Source organism: Armatimonadota bacterium (genome assembly GCA_035527535.1).
Taxonomy (GTDB): domain Bacteria; phylum Armatimonadota; class Hebobacteria.
In genome coordinates this window covers 1-23,088 of record DATLAK010000041.1, presented here as the reverse complement: position 1 = coordinate 23,088, position 23,088 = coordinate 1, and the positions used below count along the sequence as shown (strand labels likewise).

Here is a 23,088-nt window from a genome sequence, read left to right as displayed (position 1 = left end):
GGAACATGCTGACATCTTACGCACAGCCTGAACGAACCTGGCTCGCCGGGCGAGGCGCCTACATCGCGGCGGTCATATGCCTCGGTGTCGCCCTTGCCGTAGCCGTTTTCGTGGTTCCGCCGGCGGCCATAATCGCCGGCGTCATTGCCGTGGCCGTGGCCGTCCTGGTCCTGCGCGAGCCGTTCTGGGGGCTGGTCGCGGTGCTGGTTCTGGAGTTTCTGCGTCTCCAGCAGATCGTTCCCGCGCTGGCGCCTCTGCATCTGCCGCGCCTGCTGACCCTTTGGGTGGCGTTGGCGTGGGCGCTGCGGACGGTGGTGCTGCGCAAGGCGCCGGTCGTGCGCGACCGGCAGCACGCGGTGATGGCTGCGATTCTCGCGGTCGGCGCGTTGTCGCTGCTCGGTGCTTACTGGCGCGGCCAGGCATTTCAGACTTTGCTCGATCTGGCCAAGCAGGTCGTGGTTTTCTTCCTGATCGTCAACCTCGCCACGGACCGGCGCAGAGTTCGCATCCTGCTGTGGAGCCTGGTGCTGCTCAACGCCTGGCTCGGTTTCAGCCAGCTCACGGGCTACAAGCTTGCCAGCTCGAGTGCCACTCTGATCCGGCTCGGCACCGGCACCGATTCCTTCCTTGGCAACAGCGTGGACTTCGCCGTGGCGCTTGCGGTGGCATTGCCCTTCGCGGTGTTCTTCATCTTCGCAGAGCGGTCAAGGATTCTGAGGGTGGGCGCGTTATTGCTCGCGGGGCTGTTCGTGGCATCCCTGGTCGCCACAGGAGCGAGGGCGGGCGCGGTCGGGCTTGCGGTTCTCGCGGTCGTGATGTGGTTGAAGAGCCCGCGCAAAGCGGTCGGCTTCGCGCTCGTCGCTTCGCTGCTGGTGGGATGGTGGTATCTGTCCCCTCCGTCATATCACCAGCAGGTTCTCTCGATCGCCGACTACGAACAAGACCCCTCGGCGCTGGGCCGCATTGAGGCGTGGCGTGCCGCCCGGGAGATGCTGACCAACCGACCGCTGACCGGGGTCGGCATCGGTAACTTCAGCACCGCGCGCGCCTTAGCTTACAGCCCGCCGGGGCAGCAGAACTGGCTCACCGTGCACAACATCGTACTGCAAGCGGGCGCCGAGATGGGGCTGCTCGGGCTGTTCGTGTACTCTCTGCTCGTGTTCTTCGTTTTCGGCGATAACCGCCGGACGCGGCGCGCAGCGGAGCAAGTCGGCGGTGACGCCGGACGCTGGTATCGCAATATCGCTAACGCCATGGACGCGAGCCTGATCGGATTCCTGGCGACCAGTTTCTTCGTGACTACCCTGTATTATCCGCACCTCTACCTGATCGCCGGCATCGCGGTGGCGCTCAAGCATGCCGTGCTGGCGGACGCCGGGTACGCCGAGCAGGCGGTGCCGCAGGCCGCTTTCGCGGGCGCGACGCCGCGCCTGGCGAGGGACATGACGTGAGGATGGGTCAATCACAGTATGTCTAGCGTGCGGCAAGTGGTGAAGGCGACGATCGCCGGTCTCGGCTACTACGGCGGGGGATTCCGCGCGCTCGGCTGGCTGGCGGACCGCCTGCACGGCGCGGGCTGCGCCATCCTTACGTATCATCGCGTGCTGCGCGGTGCGGAGGTTGCCGCGGAGCCCGATCCGGGGCTGGTGACCACGATCGAGACGTTCGCGGCTCACATGCAATTCATCGCCCAGCGCTACCGGCCGCTGGCGCTGGACGAAGCTGTCGCGCGCCTTGCGCGCGGCGCTCTCCCTCCCAGGGCCTGCGCGGTAACCTTCGACGACGGCTGGCGGGACAGCTATACCAATGCGTATCCGATCCTGCGCGAACTCAATATCCCGGCAACCATCTTTGTCGCCACGAGCTACGTCGGCACCGAGCGGCCGTTGTGGACGCGGCAGGCGGCGCGCGTCTTCGACGAGGCGCTGCGCCGGGGCCGGTACCGCCTGGTAAGCGATGCGCTTGCCGGCGCCGGGCTGCAGCCGTCAGCGCGAACACACACACCGCGCGCGACCGAGTCCCTGGTCTCGGCGCTCAAGCGCATGCCCGCCACAAAGAGGGAGCGAATCGTCGCCGACCTCGCGGCGGCCCTGGGCTGCCCCGTGATGAAGGACCCCTGGCTCACGTGGGACGAGCTGCGTGAGATGCATGAGGGCGGGGTATTGGTCGGCTCTCACACCCGAACGCACGCGATCCTGACCGCGGAAGCTCCGGAGTGCGTGGTGGATGAGCTGGTCGGATCACGGGCTGACATCCAGCGGCACCTGGGCATCACCGCCATCGCGTTCTGCTATCCCGACGGTGCCACGGACGAGCGAGCGGAGGCGATGGTGCGCCAAGCCGGGTACTCGTTGGCCTGCTCGACACAGCCTGGCGTCGCACGTGCCAACGCTGACTTGCTCCGCCTGCCGCGGATCGCAGCCGACGAGCGGATGGCACACGGCATCAACGGCGGATTCTCGCGGGCGCTGTTCGTTTGCCAGGCCGCAGGCGGGTTCCGCGGCCTGGCGCAGATGGCAAACCGTCGGCTCCGCGGGCCGGGCGGACGAGGCGCGCGCGGCCGACGCAAGTGCGACGATTCGAGCGGCGGCCTGGCGGCAACGGAACGGCATCCATGACTCCCAGCACCCAAGCATCGGTCCTCGTGGTCGAGGGCGACACGCGCAGCGCGGTGGCGATAGCGCGGTCGCTCGGCAAGCGCGGCATCCCGGTCTGGGTGGGCGCGAGCACATGGAGCGCCCTGGGCGCCTTATCGCGCTATGCTCGGGGCCGGGTCCGGCATCCGTCGCCGGCCCTCGATCCCGAGGGCTTCGCGGCCGCAGTTGACGAAGCATGCACACAGGGGCGCGGCGATCTCATCTTTCCGACCACCGACGTCGCTCTGGGCATCCTGACCGGCGCCCGCGGGCGGCTTCCCGCGCGGTCCGTCGGTTGCTTGCCTGCTGCGGAGGCGCTTGAACTGATCTCCGACAAGGCTTCTCTACTGCGCTTGGCCGCCGCCCAAGGCGTGCCGACGCCGCAGACCCATTTCGTCCAGCGCCGAGAAGACGTGGAGAGACTCGCACCTCGGCTCAGCTACCCGGTCGTGGTCAAGACGCGGCGGTCGCGGCTGCAGATGAACGGGCGCTGGCGACCCGGCGCTCGCGCCTATGCGGCAACGCCGCTGGAGCTTATCGACTTGTATGACCGGACGCGGCCGCTGGATCCGCAGCCGCTGATTCAGGAATGCGTCCCCGGCTACGGCTGCGGCGTGTTCGTCCTTGCCAACCGGGGAGAAGTGCGGGCGCTGTTCGCGCACCGCAGGATTCGAGAGAACCCGCCGTGGGGGGGCGTGAGCGTGCTCAGCGAGAGCTGTGAGCCGCATCCGGTGGCGCGCGATTCCGCGGTGGCGCTGCTGCGCGCGCTGTGCTGGCACGGCGTCGCGATGGTCGAATTCAGGCACGATGCGCGCGATCAGATTCCCAAGCTGATGGAGATCAACGCGCGGTTCTGGGGCTCCCTGGAGCTGGCGATACAGGCCGGGGTCGATTTCCCTTATCTCCTGTACCGGATGGCGCAGGACGGCGATGTTGCGGCGGTGACGCAATACCGGCTGGGATTGAGGAATCGGTGGTTGATAGGGGACCTTGATCGGCTGCTGTGGGTGATGCGCGGATGCCAGCCGGTGAACGATACGGCTCCGCTTGCCCGCTGGCGTGAGGCCTGGGAATTCGCCCGAACCGGCGGCATGGTTCACCTGGAGCTGGAGCGGACGGATGACCCGCTGCCAGCGCTCGGGGACGCCGCAGCGTACGCATGTGGCCTGGTGCGCGAAGTTGCGAAAAGAGCCGTGGGAGCGCGCCGATGACTGGATCAGGCGGCGATGACTATGTGGAGCCGGCGGGCGAACGCGCCGGGATCTTGCAGGTCATCGAAACCGGCGGTGCCGGCGGTGCCGAAACGGTGCTGCTGGAAGTGGCCAGGCATCTGTCGCTGTGCGGCTACCGGGTCGTGGCCGGCGTCGGAAGGCGCGCGTGGCTGGCGGAAAAGCTCGAGGCCGCAGGCGTGCCCGTCAACGTTGTCAGACGCGGCCGGCGGCTCGACTGGCGGCTGGTCGGCCAGATCATGGGGATTATCAGGCGCGAGCGCGTGAATCTCGTTCACGCTCATCTGTTCACTATGAACCTCAACGCGTGCGTCGCCGCCCGGTTGACAGGCGTGCCCTGTATCGCCACTTGCCACGGCCTGGATGACGTGCAAGGCGCGCGCCGCCGGCTGGTCAACCGCGTCATCGGGCGCCTGGCCAGTCGCATCGTCGCGGTGTCCGATTTCTTGCGCGGGGAGCTGGTCAACGCCTGCGGGGTCGCGGCCTCCCACGTGGTAACCATCCACAACGGGGTTGCGCTGGAGCAGTTCCTGTCCGACAACGGCTCGCAGCGACGGGCGATTCGCGAGGAGCTGGGCGTAGCCGACGCCTGGGTCGTGGGCGCGGTGGGAGGGCTTCGCGCGATCAAGGGCCACCTGTTCCTGGTGGAGGCAGTGGCGAGGCTGGCCGAGTCCGTGCCCAACGCGTGCCTGCTGCTGGTGGGAGAGGGTCCATTGCGAGAGGAACTCGAAGCACGCGCGGCCGACCTCGGGATCGCGGGGCGAGTGCGCTTCATAGGCTTCCGAGATGACGTTCCCCGCATTCTGGGCGCGCTGGACTGCTTCGCGCTACCCTCCCTGTCAGAGGGCCTGTCCATCGCCGCCATCGAGGCGATGGCGGCCGGTTTGCCGGTCGTGGTCACCGCCAGCGGAGGGCCGTCCGACCTCGTGCGCCACGGCGAAACGGGTCTGATGGTTCCGCCTGGCGATGCTTCCGCCTTGTCGGCGGCCATCACAGCCATCCGGGACGACCCTGACCTGGCGCGGCGCCTGGGTGCCGCCGCCCGCCGCAAGGCCGAGGTTTTCGATGTGCGAAGTATGGTACAGAGGTACGAGAGGCTTTATCGGGAGGTGCTCGGTGACTCCGGGTGGTCCTGAGCGCGAGATGAGCCAGGCGCTGACTCCCGGCCTGGACCTGGACGAGGCTGGCCCCTGCGACCAGGTGGGCCGCGCGCCGAATCGCTGCGCCCTGGCAGACGCGCGGGCAGGTGATCGGGCGTGCCACTCTGGCGCGCCTGCGCCGCGGGAGCCGTCCGGCGACCAGCCCTTACGCGTCTTGCATCTTCTGCCCACCAGAGGAATCGGTGGGCCGGAAAGGCAGGTGTTGGGGCATCTTCAGACCGTGGACCGGACGCGCTTTGATGTCATCGTCTACGCCCTCAACCAGGGCCGCGACGCCTGCGCGGTCGCCGAGCGAGCAGCGGCTCTGGGCGCCGGCGCCTGGTGGCGCGCGGACGGAGGTCCGTTCGACTGGGCATCGGTCGGCGAAGTGGTCAGGCTCATACGCAGCATGGGCATCCGGCTCTTATGCGCTCACGGCGATAAGCCTCACTTTCTGGGGCTCATCACAGCCCGCCGAGCCGGCATCCCGATTATCGGCTGGGTGCACGGCTGGACCGGGGAGACGTGGCGAGTCAGGCTTTACGACCGGCTCGACCGCAGGCTCCTGCGCTACATGGATGCGGTTGTCGGAGTATCCGAGACATGCCGCCAGCAGGTGCTGCGGTTGGGCGTGCCCGAGCACCGCGCCGCGGCGGTCCACAACGCGGTCGACGCGGCGGGCCTGCGACGCGAGACCGGTCAGTCGGTCCGAGCCGAACTGGGGCTGGGTCAACGCGAGGCGCTGGTCGTATCGGTGGGGCGGCTGAGTCGCGAGAAGGCGCACATGCACCTGATAGAGGCTGCGCGGCTGATGCGCGATTGGGGAGTGGACGCTTACTTTGTGCTGATTGGCGACGGCGCCGAGCGCCCCCGCCTCGTCGCGGCGGCGAACGCGGCGGGCCTGAGCGAGCGGGTGCATTTCATGGGGCACCGCGCTAAGGTGGCAGCGCTGCTGAGAGAGGCCGACGCCTTTGCCCTGCCCTCGCTCACGGAGGGCCTGCCCAGCGCCGTGATGGAGGCCATGGCGATGGGCCTGCCGGTGGTGGCGACGGCGGTGGGAGGAGTGCCGGAGCTGGTGGTGGATGGCGAGACCGGGATGCTGGTGGCGCCTGCAAGCCCGCGCGCGCTTGCCGAAGCCCTGTCGGAGCTGCTTCGGGCGGCCCCGCACGAGCGGCAGCGGATGGGCGAGGCCGGCCGGGAACGCGTGGAACGCCACTTTGGCTTCGAGGCGCAGTCCCGCAAGCTGGAGGCGCTGTACAATGACGTGGTGCATCGGCGCCTCCCGCTATTGGCGGGTTCACCATGAACGAGCGCGTAAGCAGCGGCAGTCTCGCGCGATCCGCCGGGGCCGCCCCAGAGCCCGATGATCGCCGGGCCACAAGCAATATGAGAATCCTGTGGCTGTATGCCAGCACGTATCCGTGGGAGGTGCGCATCGAAAAGATGGTCACCTCGTTGCACGAGCGAGGGCACGAGGTGCACTTGCTTTGCGCCAACCACGATCGTCGCCCTAGCCTTGAGTGCAGCCACGGGGTCGTCATACATCGCCTGCGCCGCTTGCCAGCCTGGGCCGGGCCCGTGCAGCTCGCCGTGGGCCTGCCGTCTCCGTTCAACCCGCTGTGGTTTTGCGCGACACGAGCGCTGCTGGCGCGCCAATCGTTCAACCTGCTGGTGGTTCGCGATCTCCACGTGGCGCCGGCGGCCATCGCGGCCGGACATTCCGCCCGCGTCCCGGTCGTGCTCGACCTGGCGGAGAACTGGCCCAGCCTGCTGCGCGAATGGCGGGAGCGGGAGGGATGGAATTTGCAGAACGCGCTCCTTCGCCACCCCGCGGGATCGCGCATCGTCGAGCGTCTGGCGGTGGCCCGCGCCGATCACGTGCTGGTCGTGGTGCAGGAAATGAGGGACCGCCTGGTGACCAAGCTGGGAGTTGATCCGGCGCGCATCAGTGTGGTGATGAACACGCCCCGGCTACTGCCGCGCGAGTCGCTCCCCGCGAAGCCGCGCGCCCGACGGCAGGATTCGCTGCTGCTCGCGTACCTCGGCGGGGTTCACCAGAGCCTCGGCCTCGACACGGCGCTGCATGCGGTGGCGAACGCGCGCGAACGGGGACTGCGCGTGCGCCTGCGGATTGTGGGGCGCGGCAAACCGCAGCAAGAACGGCGCCTGCGGCGGCTCGCCAGGGAGCTGGGCATTGAGGAGGTGGTCGAGTTTTTGGGCTGGATGCCCCAGGCGCAGGCCTTTGGGCTTCTGTCGCAGGCGGATGTCGGCATCTGTCCGTTTCCGCCGAATGAACACAACGATACGACCATTAGCAACAAGATGTTCGAGTACATGAACCTGGGTCTTCCTGTGGTGTGTTCCGACGCGAAGCCGGCGAACCGGATCATGGAGGAGACCGGCGCAGGGCTGGTGTTTGCAGCCGGTTCGGTGGACGCGATGGCGGCGGCGATTGCCCGCTTTGCCGATCCCGCCGCACGCGCAGCCTGCGGAGCAGCCGGGAGACGGGCCGCCGAGGGGCGGTACAACTGGGAAACGGATGCGGCCGTGCTGGAGGAGGCGCTGCTGGGAACGGCCGGCCGCCGGCGTGCGTGCGCAAGCAGTGGTGATTCCCGCACGATGGTGGATAGCCTGCGGTGAGAGTGAAGCTACACCAGAGCAGTGACGACAGCGCCTGGCAGGAGTTCGTCAACCAGCACGGGGACGCCTGCCTGGAGCATGACATCGCCTGGCAGCGCATCTTTGCGGATACCTACGGCTACGGGCAGCGCTACCTGGTGCTGGAGGACGATGGGGGCATGGCGGGGGTGCTGCCGCTGTTTTCGGTCCAGGTGTGGCGCATGGGACGTTGTCTCCTGTCGATGCCGTTCCTGGATTGCGGCGGGCCGCTCGCGGCTTCGCTCGCACATCGGGCCCATTTGCTGGAGGCCGCCAAGCGACTGGGCGAAAAGGAATCGGCGGCGTATGTCGAGATGCGCATGCTCGAGCAGGCCGGCGGCGGCGTGCCCACCAGGACGGACAAGGCCAAGCTCGTGCTCGACCTGGCCCAGGATGCGGAGTCGGTGTGGAAAGGCCTGCCCTCGGTGGTCAGGAACCGCGTGCGAAAAGCGCGCAAGGGCGGCCTGACGGTGAAGTGGGATGATGGCGAGCAGCTCGATGCGTTTCACCGGGTGCATGCCCGCAACATGCGCGACCTGGGATCTCCGGCACCTCCGCCCAGACTGTTCTCTAATACCTTCCGGCACTTCGGCGAGCGCGCCCGGCTGATTACGGTCTGGCGCGATCAGACCGCGGTGGCCGGCGCGGTGTGGCTGCGCATCGGTTCCACCGCGTACGTCCCGTGGGTGTCAGCCTGGCGCCGGTACTTCAGTCTCGCCCCCAATGACCTGCTGTACTGGCAGGCGGTGAAGATGGCGTGTGACGCCGGTTGCCGGCGATTTGACTTCGGTCGCTCCACAATCGATTCGGGGCCCTACCGGTTCAAGCTCAAGTGGGGGGCGCGCGCCCTCCAGCTCTACTGGCATTACTACTGCCGGGACGGCGTCAAGGCCCCGTCAGCTTTCGCCGAGGACCGGGGCCTGCGCCTGGCAGCGACCCTGTGGAGGCGGCTGCCGGTGGGTCTCACTAACCTGCTGGGTCCTAGGATCATCGCGCACATGCCATGAAGGCTGCGCGAGGCGCGACATCCATCCCGCGGCGGCCTCTGCACCGCGGCGCGACGCTCTGATCGAGGAGGCATCGACTGAGCGCGAACGACATAGCGGTCTGGGCCTTCTGGCTGGCGATGGCGGCGATGGCCTATGCCTACGCTGTCTATCCCCTGGTGCTGGCGGCGCTGGCGCGCCTTCGCCCCCGGCCGGTGCAGAAGGCCGATATCACTCCGTCGGTGTCGCTCATCATCACCGCGCACAACGAGGCGGTAAGTATCGCCGGCAAGCTCGACAACAGCCTGTTTCTGGACTACCCGGCAGACCGGCTGGAGGTGCTGGTGGCCTCCGATGCCTCGACCGACGAGACCGAGTCCATTGTTGCTCGCTATGCAGGCCAGGGCGTGCGGCTGGTGCGCAGCCCTCACCGGGTCGGTAAGACGGCGGCGCAGACCATGGCCATCGCGCAAGCCAAGGGCGACGTTGTGGTGCTGTCCGATGCCAGCGCCCTGCTGGCGCGCGACGCTCTGGGAGCGATCGTCCGTCCCTTCGCCGACCCGCAAGTGGGACTGGTGAGCGGCGAGGACGTCAGTGTGATCTCGATCAGTCACCCTGCCGCACAGGGGGAAAACCTCTATGTGCGCTACGACATGTGGGTGCGCCGACTGGAGACGGCGGTCGGCTCGATGGTAGGCGCCAGCGGCTGCTTCTACGCTGTGCGGCGCAGCCTGAGGGCGCAGGTCGGCGCTGAGCTGATCGAGGATTTTGCGGTGCCGCTGTCGGTGGTGCTCAGCGGAAAACGCGTGGTGAGCGAGCCGGCCGCTCGCGCCTTGATACCGACCACCCTGTCCGCCAGGGCCGAGTTTCGGCGGCGCGTCCGCATCCAGATCGGAGGCGCCGTAGCATTGTGGAAGCACCGCCGACTACTCAACCCCTTCCGCTTCCCCCAGGTCGCATGGGCGCTTATCAGCCACAAGATGGCGCGCTGGCTAACGCCCCTGTGGTGGGCGGTCGTACTGGTCACCAGCCTGGCGCTGGCGCGCGTTCACCTAATCTACGCGGGCTTTGGGTTCCTGCAGGGGGTCTTCTATTGCCTTGCGCTGGCTGGATGGTTGCGGTCGGCGCGGCCGCGCTCGCCGGCCTGGGTGAGCGTTCCATTCTCGCTCACGCTTGCCAACGCCGCCATGGCGGTCGGCCTGGTGCAGGCGCTGCTCGGCCGCCGCGCGGCGGCCTGGCAACCCTCCGAGCGTGCAGGGCCGCGGCGGTACCGTACTCGTGGCTATCCCTCAGAGTAGGTCGAACGCCCACGGAGCCCACCGTGCCGCGCCAGGGGCCAACTCCGCCGCGTGGATCCGGCTAACATGAAACTACAGACACCAGCACCTGCGGCTGCCCGGAAGCGCCTGGGCAATCTTCCCAAGTGGCTGTGGATCTGCGTCGGCGGAGTGGCTCTTGTCTACGCTGTGTTTGTGTTTCCGGCTTTGCCTCCGGTGGGAGATGCGGCGGATTACGCCGCGCTCATTCGCAAGGGAGAGTTCGGCGTCCGCACTGTCCACATCGGATACTACGTCCTCGCGTATCCCTTCGCCCAGCTTGCACAGGTTGTCGACTTGCCCCTCGCACTGTGCCTCAACGTTCTAGCCGCGCTGTGCATGGTGGCAGCAGTGGCCATAGCCTTCTGGATAGCGAAGCTACTTCGTCTCGACGACGGAGCAGCAGCATGTGTAATGCTAGCTCTGGCTTTCTCCGGCATTTTCTGGTATCACGCGGAGTTTTGCGAACTCCAAGCGCTTCTCATGCTGATGGTATTCCTGTCGCTCGCGTTGTTCCTCGCTCGGCGCCCTGTCGGCTCGGGAATCATATTTGCCGCTGCGATGCTCACAAGCCAGGCTGCAGCGCCGAGCGCGCTTTGCTTCTTGTACCTCGCCTACCGCTCGCGAACGTGGAGGTCGCTCGCGCTCTTCGCGGCATCATTCACGTTCGCTTTCGGCGTCGGGGTCGCTCCAATCGCGAGGGACTACTTCTTCGGCCCACGTGGAGCATTTCCATCAACGCAGTACTACCCCGCCGGTTCCGCACTGAAGATGGTACTGTACTGGGCGTACCGCCTCGCCGAGAACTTCACCGTATGGCTAGTCGCGATGGCCTACGGACTCGTGCTAGCCTGGCGACGGGCACGCCAGGTCCTTGCCTTCGCGGCCGTTCTGTGGATAGGCCACGCGTGGGTGAACCTGCGCCTGGGGCACATCGAGTACGGCTTCGCCTGGATGCCAGCTTATCTGGGCGCAAGTATGCTCGCGGGGATCGGCGCGGTAGGTGTTGCGAGGCGGCTCTGGGATAACCCCAAGGCCCGCGTGGGTGTGTTGGCGGTGTGGGTCGTCCTTTCAGCGGTGCTTTCGGGATGGCTGTACGTGTGGCCGAAACGCGCCGACGCCGAGGCTTTTCGCCTGGTGGCTCACCAAGTGCGCCAGCGTGTGGGCAATGCCACGGTTATTGCAGCACCCCACGTCGGATTCGTATACGTGTACGAGACTCAGCCAGAAGTAGCGAATGTGTGGAGGGGCACATGGGTCAACGTACCATCCACTGCGCACGACTGGCGCCAGCTTGCGTCCAGGCACGGGCTGCTCTATCTCCTCTCGTTTAGAGGGCGACCTCACGTCTTCCGAGTCTGGCTGTTCAACAACCGCCTCGCGCGCCGCTATCTCGAGCCCGAAGCTCGGAAGCGGTTCACTGAGGAAGAGGACGACATCGTCCAGCAGGCACGCGATAGCTTGCCGGAGAACATGGCGCTCGTGAGGGTCGGCGCGTGGCGACCCCACACAGAGCTGTGGCGTGTGGTCGCGCACAACGGGCAGCAACCTGTGGCTGTCACATCCGAGCCGCGAGCTGGTCCGTTACCTGCGGAGGCAGATCAACAGTGACGCGACATGGAGCTTGAGCGGCGACATGGCCTGCGACGCACCCGGGGCCAACCGCGGTCAGTTGCAGTTGGGACGCAGGTGCATCCCACCGTTTCGGTCTTGTTGGCTAGGGCTCGCGTCCCGCGCCAGTAGGCGGTGACGGAGCCAGACAACGGTCGAAGCATGGAGATACTGCCGCCGCGCTCTTGGCTTCGGCGAGAGCGCGCAGGGCCTGAGTAGGTGCACGCCAGGCGGGCTCAGACAAGGTCCGTAATGTGGAATATACAGCCGGTAGCGTGGTGGGCGTGCGGCACTTGCAGTCGCGCCTGGCGTTGTCGCATGTTGCGGCCCGCGGACAAGCCGCGCGACGGATAGATGTCGGCGCGCTTGTAGCCCGAATGAACACAATCTCACTGGGCAACTGAGATGAGAGCATATTTCAGTCGCAGCCTGGCGGTCGCCACTGCCATAGTCCTCTTGGCCGCGGTGCTGGCGGCCCCCGTCGTGGGGTCTGACTACAGACACATTAATTCGTTTCTGTTCGTATGGACGGCGACCGAGGCGGACCTGCCGTGGATCGCGTCACACTACGATTGGGTGCGGCTCGACGCTAACCTGGTGCCGCCGTTCAGGGCATTCAGCGCGGCGCCAACGTGGGTCTACTCGAACTATAACTACGTTCCCATCGGCGGCCCCAAGGAGGATATGTACGCATGGGCCGATGCCAACGGCCTTACCTGGCAGCAGCGGGAGGATATGTTTCTGCACTTTGCGGCGGATACGGTGCATCTGCCGAGCGCGGAAAGCACTTCACCCGACCGCAGCATCGAGGACAAGTTCGACACCGTGTGGGTGTATAACGGGGCGAGTTATGCTAACCGCACGACCGACGCCTACGGCGGCGGCGCGTTTGCCGTCGGCGGTGGGGTGGGCTGGATTCTCTACGTCGGGTATGACGAGCCGTTCAAGGAGGTCAACCTCACGCTCGCCACGCCCGCGAGCGCGAACTGGGATGGCGTGTGGGAATATTGGAACGGCTCGGCGTGGGCCGCACTGTCGCCGACCGACGGCACCGCCGATATGACCGCAAGCGGCAAAGTGGAGAAGCTGCCGCCGCCGATGGCGTCGTGGGCGCGCACGACGGTCAACGGCGTCACCCACTGGTGGTGGCGACTCCGCACCACGGCAGCGGGCACCACGCAGCCCGTCGTCGCTGGCGGTGGTTTCAAGGGGCGCAACTACTACTACCCAAGCGGCGGATACTACCGTTCGCCCGGATGGGACAGCGCCAACGACCAGAACGGCGACGGTGTGCGCGATGCGAACGTGAATCCCAACGCGACCGCCATCTTTCGCCATGAGGCCAGAGTGCCGTGGTGGGAACATACCACCCAGTACGTGAACATGGCTAACGCGAATGTCAGGCGCTGGTATCCGTCCTGGCACGCGAAGCTGGTGACTTCCCCCATAGGGAGCACGGGTTACACCTTCGACACGCTCTTTCTCGACGACGCATTTGTCGCGTTCAGGGTCGGCAATCTGCAGAGCGGCGGCACGACCGTCGAGGGCACTTCGGCCGGCGCGTGGCAGGCGGCAACCCTGGCGATGCTGCAAGCCACCAAGAGCGCCGTCGGCCCCGGCAAGATCGTTTTCATCAACACCTCCGAGCTAACCGGCTCTGTCGTCGAGTCCTATATTGACGCGGTTGATGGGTTCCACGGAGAGGGCTTCATTTGGGCGGGCGGCATCTATCCGCGGGAGCGCCTGGACGCACTTATCAGCAGGAACGCCAAAGGCAAATGGTGCCAGATCTTGGCCCCAGGGGTCGCGGTCGAAGGCGACTGGGAGCGGAGCAAGATGACCTCCCTCGCCCTGTTCTACCTGGCGAGCGGCGACAACACGTACTACGAATGGGGCGTTGACGGGCATCCGGGGCCCTTCAAGCAGAATTGGTACAAGGCCATCGAATACAACGTAGGCCAGCCCAGGGCGCCCTACTATGTCCTGCGGCAGCAGGACGATCCGAGCTGCCCTCACGACGAATGGGGCATCGCCTACATGTATGCCCGGGAGTTCGACAACGCGCTGGTCGTATCGGTGCCGCTGCCGCACTGGGACTCGAACTACACGGCGTCCTACACGGCGGCTCTGCCGATCTACGCAATCCCCGGCGGCGGCACCTCCAGCCGCTACCAGAAGCTCAATAGCGATGGGACGATTAACCCGACCATTCTGACGGCCGTCACGCTGCGCAATGCCGAGGGCGTGATCCTCGTCAAGGCCGATCTCAGCCCACCTGCCGTCACTGTCAGCAAGTCGGCGTCTCCCTCGCAGGTTGCCCCTGGCGACACCGTCACCTACACGATCACCTACCGCAACGATTCGTCCGCCGTCATCCAGAACGTCGTGCTGACCGATCCCATCCCCCAAAGCACGACCTATGTTGCCAACAGCACCAAGCTCAACGGCACGACGGTCAGCCCCGACCCGTTTGCGGGCGGGCAAATCTCCGTGCCCATCGGGTCGGTGGCCGCCGGCGCCTCGGGAACCGTAGCCTTCCAGGTCGTGGTAAACTAGCCGGAGGCGCGGACCGGCAGCACATCACATCCGTGCGCTTCGCGCCCGATTGACTGCCAACCTGGCCGGCAGCAATGCTCCCTCCGCTGAGAAGAGGAACAGCAACGGCTCGAAGGGCATCCTCTCCTGCGGCCCGCCGGCGGCGACGGCGTACACGAGCGTGGCGGCGGCGAAAGCACCCAGGGCCGGCAGGTAATACCTGAGCCACCTCCTCATGCTCACTGCTGCCGCCACGGCGAGCACGAGCAGCGCCGCGTAGGGCAAAGCGTACCACAGGCGATGCGGGGATCCCCAGTCCGGCGCGCTGGCCCAGAAGAGAACCGCCCGGCTGCCCAAGGAAACGGCGGTGCGCAGTTCCTGCGACGACCGGAGACTGCCCGCTGACCGGGCGAACAGGAATCCACCGTCCACAAGATGACGCTGCAGCAGCCACGGGCTGATGACGAGCACCGCAATCGCCAAAGACAACGCGCCCGTCAAGGCGACCGCGCGCCGCTGTGCGCGGGTCATGACGATTGCCCCCGTCAGCGCCGCAGCCATGATCCACAGAAGAACGGGCTGAGTCAGCGCGACGAGGCCGGAGAGAACGCCGCAGGTTACCGCAGCTTCACGGGACGGCTGATGGCACAGGCGCAGTAGGGCGAGAAAGGCGACGCTGAACCCGGTTACCTGCCACACCGTGGGGCGCAACACGGCTGCGGCAAGCACGAAGCCTGGATAGACAGCGGCGAGGGCGGCCCCGGCGATAGCCACTTGCACCCCGAACATCCTGCGCCCAATGCGGAAGACGGGCACGACCAGCACCGCGCCAACCGCGGCCTGAAGCACGAGCAGCAGGATGAACGCGGGATCGTCGCCCACCTGTCGGCCAAGCACGCGGAACGCCGCGAGCAGATAGGGATAGAATGGCGCGTCCACCGACGTTCGGACGCGATCGCTTCCGTGGCCGCGTGCAATCGCGGTCTCGCGGTGGTCGAAACCGAAGCTGCGCGCTGCCGCGATGGAGGTTCCGAGCGGGGAGTTCCTCTCGCGCGAGGCATCGCGCCACGTATGCGCCGCGACGCCGGCCCCGATCCGCAGCAGTAGCGCAACCGCAAATATCGCGATCAGCGCGCGGCCGCCGCGGTGGCTGATGGTCTTCCGGGTTCGCGTGCGCACCAGTGCGTTCACCTTACGCTGGCGCCGGCGCCGCGCCACCACCGCGCGCGCCCATTAGCAGACACAGCACTTTGCGCGATGCCCGTCATCCCGAAACCGATGCAGGGATGCGCTCGCTGTCGTCGACATTGCGGCGTGCGAGGCGATCATAGATGGAGCAGTAGGCGCTCGCCACCTGCGCCAACCGGTAGCGCTCGACCACGCGGCGGCGCGCCCGCTCACCCATGGCGCGTGCCGCCTGGGGGTCGTGCAGCAGTGGACATATCGCCTGCGCCAACTCCACGGGCGACCCCGGCTTCACCAGCACACCGGCGCCGTCCTCCCCTATCACCTCGGCGTTGCCGCCTACCGTGGTCGCGACGATCGGCAGGCCCGCCGCCATCGCCTCCAACAGCGCGTTGGACATGCCCTCCGACAGCGATGGAAGAACGAACACGTCCATCGCCGCCAGCAGATCCGGCACATCCTCGCGGGTGCCGGTGAAGACGACTCTGTCGTCCACCCCGAAGATCACGGCCGTCCGGCGCAAGTCGGCGAATTCCGGAGCAACCTTGGCCCCCACGACCACCAGCCGGGCGTGCGGGAAACTTGCCGCAATGGCGGCCATGGCCTCGATCAGGAAGTGCTGCCCCTCGACCGGATCCGTGCGCCCGACCGTGCCGATGACTGGCGCGGAGTCGGGTATGCCGAGCCCCTGTCGCACCGCCGAGCGCGGCCTGGGGTGAGCGAATCGCTGGGCGTCCACGCCGTTGGGAATGACGACCACCTTGTCCGCAGCCGGGGGGCGCGCGTAGCGGCAGAAGGCGTCACCGAGGTCGCAGAAATTGACGGTCACCACGCTGCTCAGGCGAGCGATGAGCCGCCACCCCATGATGCGGCGCCACTTGGCGAGCTCGTAGTGCTTGCTGCAGACGGCGGCGATCATGGGAATGCGCAGCAAGCGCGCGGCGATGGCGCCGTAGAGGTTCATCTGGAACAGGAATGTATGCACGACGTGGGGACGCTGGTCGCGCAGGAACCGCACAATGGTCGCGAGCGTGCGTATGCTGAACCGCGTGCCCTCGGTGGATGGGAGGTAATGGACGTCCGCGCCGAGCGCACGCAGCTCGTCCGCCAGCCAGCCGGGCCCGCCGGTCGCCGCGACCGGCAGGTAGCGCTCGCGGTCGAGGTGGCCCACCAGGTTGACCAGCGCGGTCTCCGCGCCCGCGCGGCCGGCGGTCTCGATGAGATAGGCTATCTTTATGCGATCGCCGTCCATGTCGTGCAACACCGATTCCTCGTGATCCGGCTTCTTCAGGACCAGACGCTGCCTCACCGCTGCGCGGGGATGTCGGTCAGCACGGAGCGAAGGATCGTGTTAGCGACGGCGTCCGGCGACTCGACCGCAGCCGGCAGTTGCTCGCGTGCGGCATCCGACCTGGCTGCCGTGCGGGTAGTTACGTGTCACTCTGGCGCCGCATTGATGGCCCGCAGAGTGCGCGCCAGCCCTTCGTCGAACGCCACCTTCACCCGGTAGCCGAGAACGGAAGATGCGCTGGCGATGTCCGCCCGGGAGTGCTTGACGTCTCCTGCTCGCGGCGGCTGGTAAACGACTTCGGACTCACGATGCACGAGCTCGGCAAGGTGACGAATCACCTGATTGAGTGATACTTGATCCCCGCACGCGATGTTGAACACCTTGCCCGCGGCGCCCGGCGCGCCGGTGGCCAGCAAGTTGGCCTCGACCACGTTGGCGACGTAGGTGAAGTCGCGCGTCTGCTCCCCGTCGCCGTAAACGGTGATCTCGCCGCCGTCGAGCAGCGCGCGGGTGAACTTGGCGATGACTGCGGCGTACTGTGAGTCGGGATCCTGGCGCGGGCCAAAAACGTTGAAGTAGCGCAGCGCCACGGTCTCCAGCCCGTAGATCTCGTAGAACACGCGGCAGTAGTGCTCGCCCGCCAGCTTGCTCACCGCGTAGGGCGACTTGGGGTTGGGCGCCATGTCCTCGCGCTTGGGCAGCAGCGGGGTGTCGCCGTAAACCGAGGACGAGGAGGCGAAGACGACCCGTTTAATCCCCGCGTCGCGCGCCGCGACCAGCACGTTGAGGGTGCCCTCGGTGTTGACCTGGTGGGTGGCGATAGGATCGGCGACCGAGCGGGGCACCGAGGGCAGCGCCCCCTGGTGGAGGACATAGTCCGAGCCGCGCATCGCCTCGCGCACGGTCACCACGTCGCGCAGGTCGCCCTTAATGATGCGCAGCTCGCGCTCCAGGTCCCGCAGGTTCTCGCGGTGGCCGGTGGAGAAGTTGTCCAATATGGTGATCCATTGGCCCCGCCGCAGCAGCTCCTCGCAGATGTGCGACCCGATGAATCCCGCGCCGCCGGTAACCAGGTATCGGCTCATGGTCCTCTTCGACCGCTTACCGCCAATGGGTCACGCACGCTCCGCCCGTCGGCCCGGTTCACTGGCCTGCGCACAGCAGGACGACGCGCGCGGTGCTCAGTAGTATCCTGATATCGAGCCAGGTCGACTGGCGGTAGACGTAGGCCCAATCGTACTTCAGCTTTGTATGAACGTCGGTATCGTAGCCGCTGCGCACCTGTGCGAGGCCGGTGATGCCGGGCCGGACCGCCAGGCGCTTGGCGTAGCCGGGTATGTCCGCTAGGAAACCGCCCACGAACTCCGGCCGTTCGGGCCGCGGGCCGACGACGCTCATGTCCCCGCGCAGGACGTTGACGAACTGCGGGAGCTCATCGAGCCGGGTTAAGCGCAGGAGCCGGCCGAGCGGCGTCACCCGCGCGTCGTAGGGGTCGGCCAGCTTGGGCCCGCTGCTGCTCTCGGCGTCCTGCACCATCGTGCGCAGCTTGTATATTGTGAACTCCCTGCCGCCGAGTCCAACCCGCCGCTGGCGGAAGAAGGCGGGGCCGCAGGAGGTCGCTTTCACCAGCAGGGCCAACAGCCCGATCAGCGGCGCGCTCGCCAGCAGCGCGAGGGCGCTGAAGCCAATGTCGAAGGCGCGCTTCGCCCACCGATAGGCGCAGGAGGGACGCCTGCCACTGAGCGCGACCAAGGGTATGTCCCCCACCTGGCGCAGCCGCAGGTCACCCATCATGGCTTCCCGCACACCGAGCGCAGAACTCACGCGCACCTGGTCATCGCGCCCGGCGGCGACCAACTGTCCCATCAGCAGGTCGTGCCAGCTCGGGGCGTGAGCAACCATGATCTCGCCTACCGCATGCCGCTCGACCAGGGACGGGATATCGCGCGTGCCGCCGAGTATGGGTATGCCATCCCAACCGGGCATACCGGGCTCGTCGTCAACGAAGCCGATCACGCGATAGCCCAACTGCGGGTGGTCGAGGATGGCGCCGGCCAACTCGCGCCCGCGCGCACCCGCGCCAACGATGAGCACCCTGGTCGGCTTGGGACACGCACGAGCCGCCGGCCGCACCGAGGCGGCGGGCACAGGGTCGCGCCTATCGCCCTGAACACGAGCGCGGGCGGTGGCGGCTAGCGCCACTGCGGTCGCAGCGACGAAAGCGCAAGCCGCGAGGAGGGCCGCCGCATGGGGCACCACGCTTGTCAGCGAGGCGAAGATCGCTGTTGGGTTCATCATGAGTGCTTGCGTCACTGGTAGGCGAGCGATCGGTCACGTAGGACCAGACCCTCTGGGGCAAGTCGGCAGCAAGGCAAGTTGCTGCGACACTGGTCGAGGACCGTCTCTGCCGGCGCGAACTCGAAATCGCGCAGCAGCCGTCGCAGCTTGCCCTCGGTGCGCTCCAGATTGCCGTAGCAGCGCAGGCGCAGCGGCCACGGCAGCGGCAGCCGTGGGTGGTTGGGATCGAGCTCCCACGGGTGGATGTAAACCACCGCCGGATGGCCCTCGCCGTTCATGCGCCTGATGGCGCGGGCGACCACCGGATAGGGCAGCAACCTGAAATAGGCGCCTCCGGAGAAGCCCGTTCTCAGGCCCAGCCACTGCATGGTCGGGAGGGGGAACTCCACCAACGAACTATGGCCGTTGATGGCCACGCGGTAAGGATGGGCCGGGGAGCCCGGGATGCCGTAGCGGTGATGGCGCAGGGGGAAGATGCTGGAATCGTATTCGAAGCCATGCTCGTCGAGCGCCTCCAGCGCCCACAAGCTGCGGCGGACGACCGAGAACGACGCGGCGCGGTAGCCGCGCGCCGGGCGCCCGGTGATGGACCGTACCAGGTCCTGGCAGTGCCCCAGCTCCCACGCGAACTGCACCGGCGTCTGCTCGTAGATCAACGCGTGGTGGTACCCGTGCACCCCGATCTGGTGCCCGCAGCGCGCGATCTCTCGCACCAGGTGTTGGTTGCGCTCCGCATTCCATCCCAGCACGAAGAAGGTCGCCTTGACCCCGGCCTCGTCCAGGATCGCCAGCAGCCGGTAGGTGCCGGCCTCGAGCCGGTTCTCGCACTGCTCCCAGCGCTCGCGTCCGATATAGCGGTCGAGGTTGGATACCTGGTACCAGTCCTCCAGATCTATGGTGAGTATGTTGGTCACATGCATGCGCGGCCCAGGGCTTTCCCCTGCTGTCATGGGGAGCAATAACCGTGCCAAGTGCGGCCTGGGGTTGCCGCGGCGCACCACTTGGGGTCAACGGGAGGGGGTGAATGTGCGCTCCATGGGACCGCTCCCCCGTCGCCCCAGCGACCCCACGAGTTGTCCATTCTGGGTGAAGGTCACCGCTTCCGGACGCTCCAGCCACACCGTGACCTCTTCCCCAGCCCGCCACCGTTTGTGGCCGGGCGCCAGCAGGCCGTCGAAGAGCACCTTCCCGTCCGCCTTCACGCTCGCTGAGGTGGGCTGCCTGACGTCCGCAACCACGCTCACCGCCGACCCGCCGATGATCGCCCGCAGGCCGGTTCTCTGCTTCTCCGTCGCCCCCGGCAGCCGCACATAGCCCATCCCGGCCGCGAACAGATAACCCACCGTGCCGAGCAGCAGCAGCGAGAAGGCCCCGGTGAACCACCGGCGCCGGGAGCGCCGCTGGGCACTCCCCGGTTCCTCGGCAGGCGCCGGCCCTTCGACAGGCTCAGGACCGCCCCTGCGATGCAAAGCAGCGCCGTCCCGAGCGGCGTCGAGGGGCGGCGGAGCCTCCTCGACCGCGGCCGCGGTTGCCATCTCCTCCGCGACCTCCTCGGCAGCTTCCGCTGTATCAGCGGCACCTGGCCCCTGACTGGGGCCGGCGGCAGAGTCTGCCCCCATACTCTCGTCGGCGGCCGCCGCCTCCGCGGCCTCGCCCGCCGGCAGCGCGGGCGGCGGCCCTTCGACAGGCTCAGGACCGCCCCTGCGATGCAAAGCAGCGCCGTCCCGAGCGGCGTCGAGGGGCGGCGATTCACCTTCCGCCAGCTGCGGAGAGGCGTAGTAGTGCGCGTAGAAGTACGTGGTCTCCGCATCCTCCGGCGCCACGTCGTTGAGCACCACGCCAATGACGTTGGCGCGGGCCTTGTTGAGCAGCGACGTGACCTGGAGCTGGCTGCCGCGCAGCGGCTGACGCGCGCGCACCACCATCAGCGCGCCATCGGTCATCGAAGCGATGATGGCGGCGTCGCTAAACGCAATCGCCGAGGGGGTGTCGAAGAGGACGAAATCGCAGTGCTCCCGCAGCTCGCGCATCAGCGCCCGCATGCGGTTGGAGCTGATGAGATTGGAGGGGTTGTGCGCGGGCGGGCCCGCCGTCAGCAGCACCAGGTTGGGGACGTCGGTGACCTGCAGCGCGTCGGCGAGCTTGACGCCGCCGCCCACAACGCTGGTCAGCCCGACCTCGTTGGGGAGGCCGAAGATGGCGTGCAGCGACGGGCGCCGCAGGTCCGCGTCAACCAGGATCACGCGCCGGTCCGCCTCCGCCAGCGCGATGGCGAGATTGGCGATGGTCGTCGTGCCGCCCTGGCCGGGCTTGGGGGTGACCACGCACAGGGTCTGCAGGGGCTGGTCCTCGCAGGTGAAGAGCAGGTCCGTGCGCAGGAAGCGATAGGCCTCGGCATAGGGCGAGGACGGCAGCGCGCGGGTGATGAGCGGCAGCTCGCGCACGCGCACGCCCTCCATGGCCGGGATGATGCCGGTGACCGGGAGGTTCAGCAAGCGCATGACGTCGTCGGTGGTCTTCACGCGGTCGTCGAGCACATCCATTGCCAGCGCGAGACCGAAGGCCACGGCGAGGCTCAGAGCAAACCCAAGGGCCAACAACTGCCACGGGGAGGGTCCGCGGGTGACCGGCCCGTCTGCGGCGCGCGCGAGATCGACAATCTGGATGGCGCCCGCGTCGTTGCTGACCTTCTCGTCCACCCGGGCCTGATCCACCGCCGCCCGAAGCCTGGCGTAGGTCTCGTCGGCGATGCGGTAGTTGCGGGTCAGCGAGGCCAGCTCCACCCCGCGCGCGGAGGCGACGGCGTAGCGGCTGCGTTCGCGCGTCGCAATCCGATTCATCGCCAGCAGCCGGGCCTGCAACGCCGCGGCCCCGGTTTCCAGTTCGACGACCTGGGCCGCCAGGGAATCGTGCAGCGGGTTGCGCGCGACGGTGGTGTGGGTGATGACATGCCCCATCTCGTCGGCGAGACGGCGGCGCAGGTCACTAATCTGGCTGGTCAACGCCACCACGTTGGGGTGCTGGTCGGTGTGTACCGCCCGCTCCCCCGCCAGCTTGATCTCGAGATCCGCCAGGTCGCCGCGCAGCTTGGTGACCACGGGATTGTCAGTGGTCCCCTCCTCGGTGACCATGGTTGCGGCTTCCCGCCCGAGGCGAGCGCGCGCCGCGGCCAGTCGCGCCGTGGTTTCGCGTAGCTGCGCCTCGGCGGAATCGCGGTCACTTTCGGCCGGCGATATGACCGGCTCCGCCGTTCTCAGGTCCGCGCCCGTGCCGCCGGCGGCGGAGCGGAAATCCGCCAGTTCTTCCTCCGCCTTGCGCAGCTCGCGCTCCACGGACGCCAGCTCGCGCTCGAGGAAGGCGCGGTTCTCCGCCGCCTCGCGGTGGCTCAGCTCCCGGTAGAAGTCGGCCAGCGCGCTCGCCAGGGAATTGGCGAGGCCGACGCTGCGCCCCGAATCCCGGTCGAGGGCGATGATGCGGATGATCGCGGTACGCGGGAGCGTGTCAACGGTGATGCGCCGCCCCAGCTTCTTGGGCGGCTCGGTGATGTGCTGGGCCTGGGCCGCGCGCGCGATCACTGCCTCGCTCTGCGCCAGGTAGATGAGGTTGGACAGGCGCTCCTCGCGCGCCTGGAGGTTGTAGCCGCCGTCGGGCCCGCCGCCACCGATCACCGACTTCTGCAGCGCCTGCTCCGACGGCATCACCAGCGCCGTCGCGCGGTAGTAGCGGGGCATCACCAGCACCCCCACGCCCACCACCAGCATGGCGCAGCCTACCACCGCGGCGATCAGCCACTTGCGATGGCTAATGATACGATAGATTCTCCAGAAATCGGCGGTTGTCATGCGCGGGTGGCCCTCGTCAGTTTGGCGTTCCCAAGCGGTTCACGCGGCGGCTCGCCGGCCTCAGAAAAGCAGGTAGATCAGCGGCGCCAACACCGACGCCGCGCGCTCCAGCAGCGGCCGGTGCGCCCCCGGCGTGCGCACGGGGATGAACAGGGCGTCTCCCGTGCGCAGCTCCACGTTCAGCGCCATGTCGCCCTCCACCATCAGCTTGCGCAGGTTGATCGGCTCGCGCGTCCCCGACCCCGAACGGCCGGCTGCCGCTCGCACGATGTACGCCTGATCCAACACCGCGAACTCCGTCACCCCGCCCGCCTCGGCGACGGCCTCCAACACCCGCGTCCCCTCCTGCACCAAGCACGGCC

The 23,088-nt window shown here is 67.5% G+C and carries 17 protein-coding genes; 10 read left to right on the top strand and 7 right to left on the bottom strand.

Annotated features, from left to right (window positions below):
• Positions 1-5: 5 nt before the first annotated feature.
• From VM221_02365 to VM221_02320, 10 genes are all read left to right on the top strand, one after another.
• Positions 6-1,451 carry an O-antigen ligase family protein gene (locus VM221_02365; protein ID HUT73663.1) on the top strand — a complete coding sequence of 482 codons (1,446 nt, stop codon included), beginning with the start codon at positions 6-8 and terminating at the stop codon, positions 1,449-1,451.
• Between the two features lie 18 nt (positions 1,452-1,469).
• Positions 1,470-2,618: a polysaccharide deacetylase family protein gene (locus tag VM221_02360; protein ID HUT73662.1), complete on the top strand. Its 1,149-nt coding sequence runs from the start codon at positions 1,470-1,472 to the stop codon at positions 2,616-2,618.
• Positions 2,615-3,847, top strand: a complete 1,233-nt coding sequence (locus VM221_02355; GenBank protein ID HUT73661.1) for an ATP-grasp domain-containing protein — start codon at positions 2,615-2,617, stop codon at positions 3,845-3,847. The genes VM221_02360 and VM221_02355 overlap by 4 nt, the downstream gene beginning before the upstream one ends.
• Entirely contained in the window at positions 3,844-5,001 is a 1,158-nt protein-coding gene (locus tag VM221_02350; protein ID HUT73660.1) for a glycosyltransferase, read from the top strand. The genes VM221_02355 and VM221_02350 overlap by 4 nt, the downstream gene beginning before the upstream one ends.
• Positions 4,982-6,310 carry a glycosyltransferase family 4 protein gene (locus VM221_02345; GenBank protein HUT73659.1) on the top strand — a complete coding sequence of 443 codons (1,329 nt, stop codon included), beginning with the start codon at positions 4,982-4,984 and terminating at the stop codon, positions 6,308-6,310. The genes VM221_02350 and VM221_02345 overlap by 20 nt, the downstream gene beginning before the upstream one ends.
• 122 nt (positions 6,311-6,432) lie before the next feature.
• Positions 6,433-7,644 carry a glycosyltransferase gene (locus tag VM221_02340; protein HUT73658.1) on the top strand — a complete coding sequence of 404 codons (1,212 nt, stop codon included), beginning with the start codon at positions 6,433-6,435 and terminating at the stop codon, positions 7,642-7,644.
• Complete coding sequence (locus tag VM221_02335; protein ID HUT73657.1) at positions 7,641-8,669, top strand: FemAB family XrtA/PEP-CTERM system-associated protein; 1,029 nt, start codon at positions 7,641-7,643, stop codon at positions 8,667-8,669. Before VM221_02340 ends, VM221_02335 begins: the two co-directional genes overlap by 4 nt.
• 128 nt (positions 8,670-8,797) lie before the next feature.
• Positions 8,798-9,946, top strand: a complete 1,149-nt coding sequence (locus VM221_02330) for a glycosyltransferase family 2 protein (protein HUT73656.1) — start codon at positions 8,798-8,800, stop codon at positions 9,944-9,946.
• Positions 9,947-10,012: 66 nt separating this feature from the next.
• The gene (locus VM221_02325) at positions 10,013-11,575 is read left to right on the top strand and encodes a glycosyltransferase family 87 protein (protein HUT73655.1); all 1,563 of its coding nucleotides are present in this window, start codon (positions 10,013-10,015) and stop codon (positions 11,573-11,575) included.
• A 405-nt stretch (positions 11,576-11,980) separates the two neighbouring features.
• Positions 11,981-14,131, top strand: coding sequence for a DUF11 domain-containing protein (locus VM221_02320; protein HUT73654.1), 2,151 nt, complete (start codon positions 11,981-11,983; stop codon positions 14,129-14,131).
• A 24-nt stretch (positions 14,132-14,155) separates the two neighbouring features.
• On the opposite strand, the gene VM221_02315 is transcribed toward VM221_02320, so the two are convergent.
• The 7 genes from VM221_02315 to VM221_02285 all read right to left on the bottom strand — a co-directional run.
• Positions 14,156-15,289 (bottom strand): glycosyltransferase family 39 protein, encoded by a 1,134-nt coding sequence (locus tag VM221_02315; protein ID HUT73653.1) that lies wholly within the window; start codon positions 15,287-15,289, stop codon positions 14,156-14,158.
• An 85-nt stretch (positions 15,290-15,374) separates the two neighbouring features.
• On the bottom strand, positions 15,375-16,604 hold the full coding sequence (locus tag VM221_02310; protein ID HUT73652.1) for a glycosyltransferase: 1,230 nt from the start codon (positions 16,602-16,604) through the stop codon (positions 15,375-15,377).
• A 128-nt stretch (positions 16,605-16,732) separates the two neighbouring features.
• Entirely contained in the window at positions 16,733-17,671 is a 939-nt protein-coding gene (locus tag VM221_02305; GenBank protein ID HUT73651.1) for an SDR family oxidoreductase, read from the bottom strand.
• A 58-nt stretch (positions 17,672-17,729) separates the two neighbouring features.
• Complete coding sequence (locus VM221_02300) at positions 17,730-18,884, bottom strand: exopolysaccharide biosynthesis polyprenyl glycosylphosphotransferase (protein HUT73650.1); 1,155 nt, start codon at positions 18,882-18,884, stop codon at positions 17,730-17,732.
• An 11-nt stretch (positions 18,885-18,895) separates the two neighbouring features.
• Positions 18,896-19,804 carry an XrtA system polysaccharide deacetylase gene (locus tag VM221_02295; GenBank protein HUT73649.1) on the bottom strand — a complete coding sequence of 303 codons (909 nt, stop codon included), beginning with the start codon at positions 19,802-19,804 and terminating at the stop codon, positions 18,896-18,898.
• A gap of 87 nt (positions 19,805-19,891) precedes the next feature.
• Positions 19,892-22,726, bottom strand: a complete 2,835-nt coding sequence (locus VM221_02290; protein HUT73648.1) for a polysaccharide biosynthesis tyrosine autokinase — start codon at positions 22,724-22,726, stop codon at positions 19,892-19,894.
• Between the two features lie 60 nt (positions 22,727-22,786).
• Positions 22,787-23,088: SLBB domain-containing protein (locus VM221_02285; protein ID HUT73647.1), on the bottom strand; the 302-nt coding region annotated here is incomplete at its 5' end.

Bases quoted from the DNA above. Each gene is read 5' to 3' on its own strand.
- VM221_02295 (HUT73649.1), bottom strand. From the start codon at position 19,804: ATGCATGTGACCAACATACTCACCATAGATCTGGAGGACTGGTACCAG.
- VM221_02330 (HUT73656.1), top strand. From the start codon at position 8,798: ATGGCCTATGCCTACGCTGTCTATCCCCTGGTGCTGGCGGCGCTGGCG.
- VM221_02300 (HUT73650.1), bottom strand. From the start codon at position 18,884: ATGATGAACCCAACAGCGATCTTCGCCTCGCTGACAAGCGTGGTGCCC.
- VM221_02355 (HUT73661.1), top strand. From the start codon at position 2,615: ATGACTCCCAGCACCCAAGCATCGGTCCTCGTGGTCGAGGGCGACACG.
- VM221_02305 (HUT73651.1), bottom strand. From the start codon at position 17,671: ATGAGCCGATACCTGGTTACCGGCGGCGCGGGATTCATCGGGTCGCAC.
- VM221_02325 (HUT73655.1), top strand. From the start codon at position 10,013: ATGAAACTACAGACACCAGCACCTGCGGCTGCCCGGAAGCGCCTGGGC.
- VM221_02365 (HUT73663.1), top strand. From the start codon at position 6: ATGCTGACATCTTACGCACAGCCTGAACGAACCTGGCTCGCCGGGCGA.
- VM221_02350 (HUT73660.1), top strand. From the start codon at position 3,844: ATGACTGGATCAGGCGGCGATGACTATGTGGAGCCGGCGGGCGAACGC.
- VM221_02320 (HUT73654.1), top strand. From the start codon at position 11,981: ATGAGAGCATATTTCAGTCGCAGCCTGGCGGTCGCCACTGCCATAGTC.
- VM221_02290 (HUT73648.1), bottom strand. From the start codon at position 22,726: ATGACAACCGCCGATTTCTGGAGAATCTATCGTATCATTAGCCATCGC.
- VM221_02360 (HUT73662.1), top strand. From the start codon at position 1,470: ATGTCTAGCGTGCGGCAAGTGGTGAAGGCGACGATCGCCGGTCTCGGC.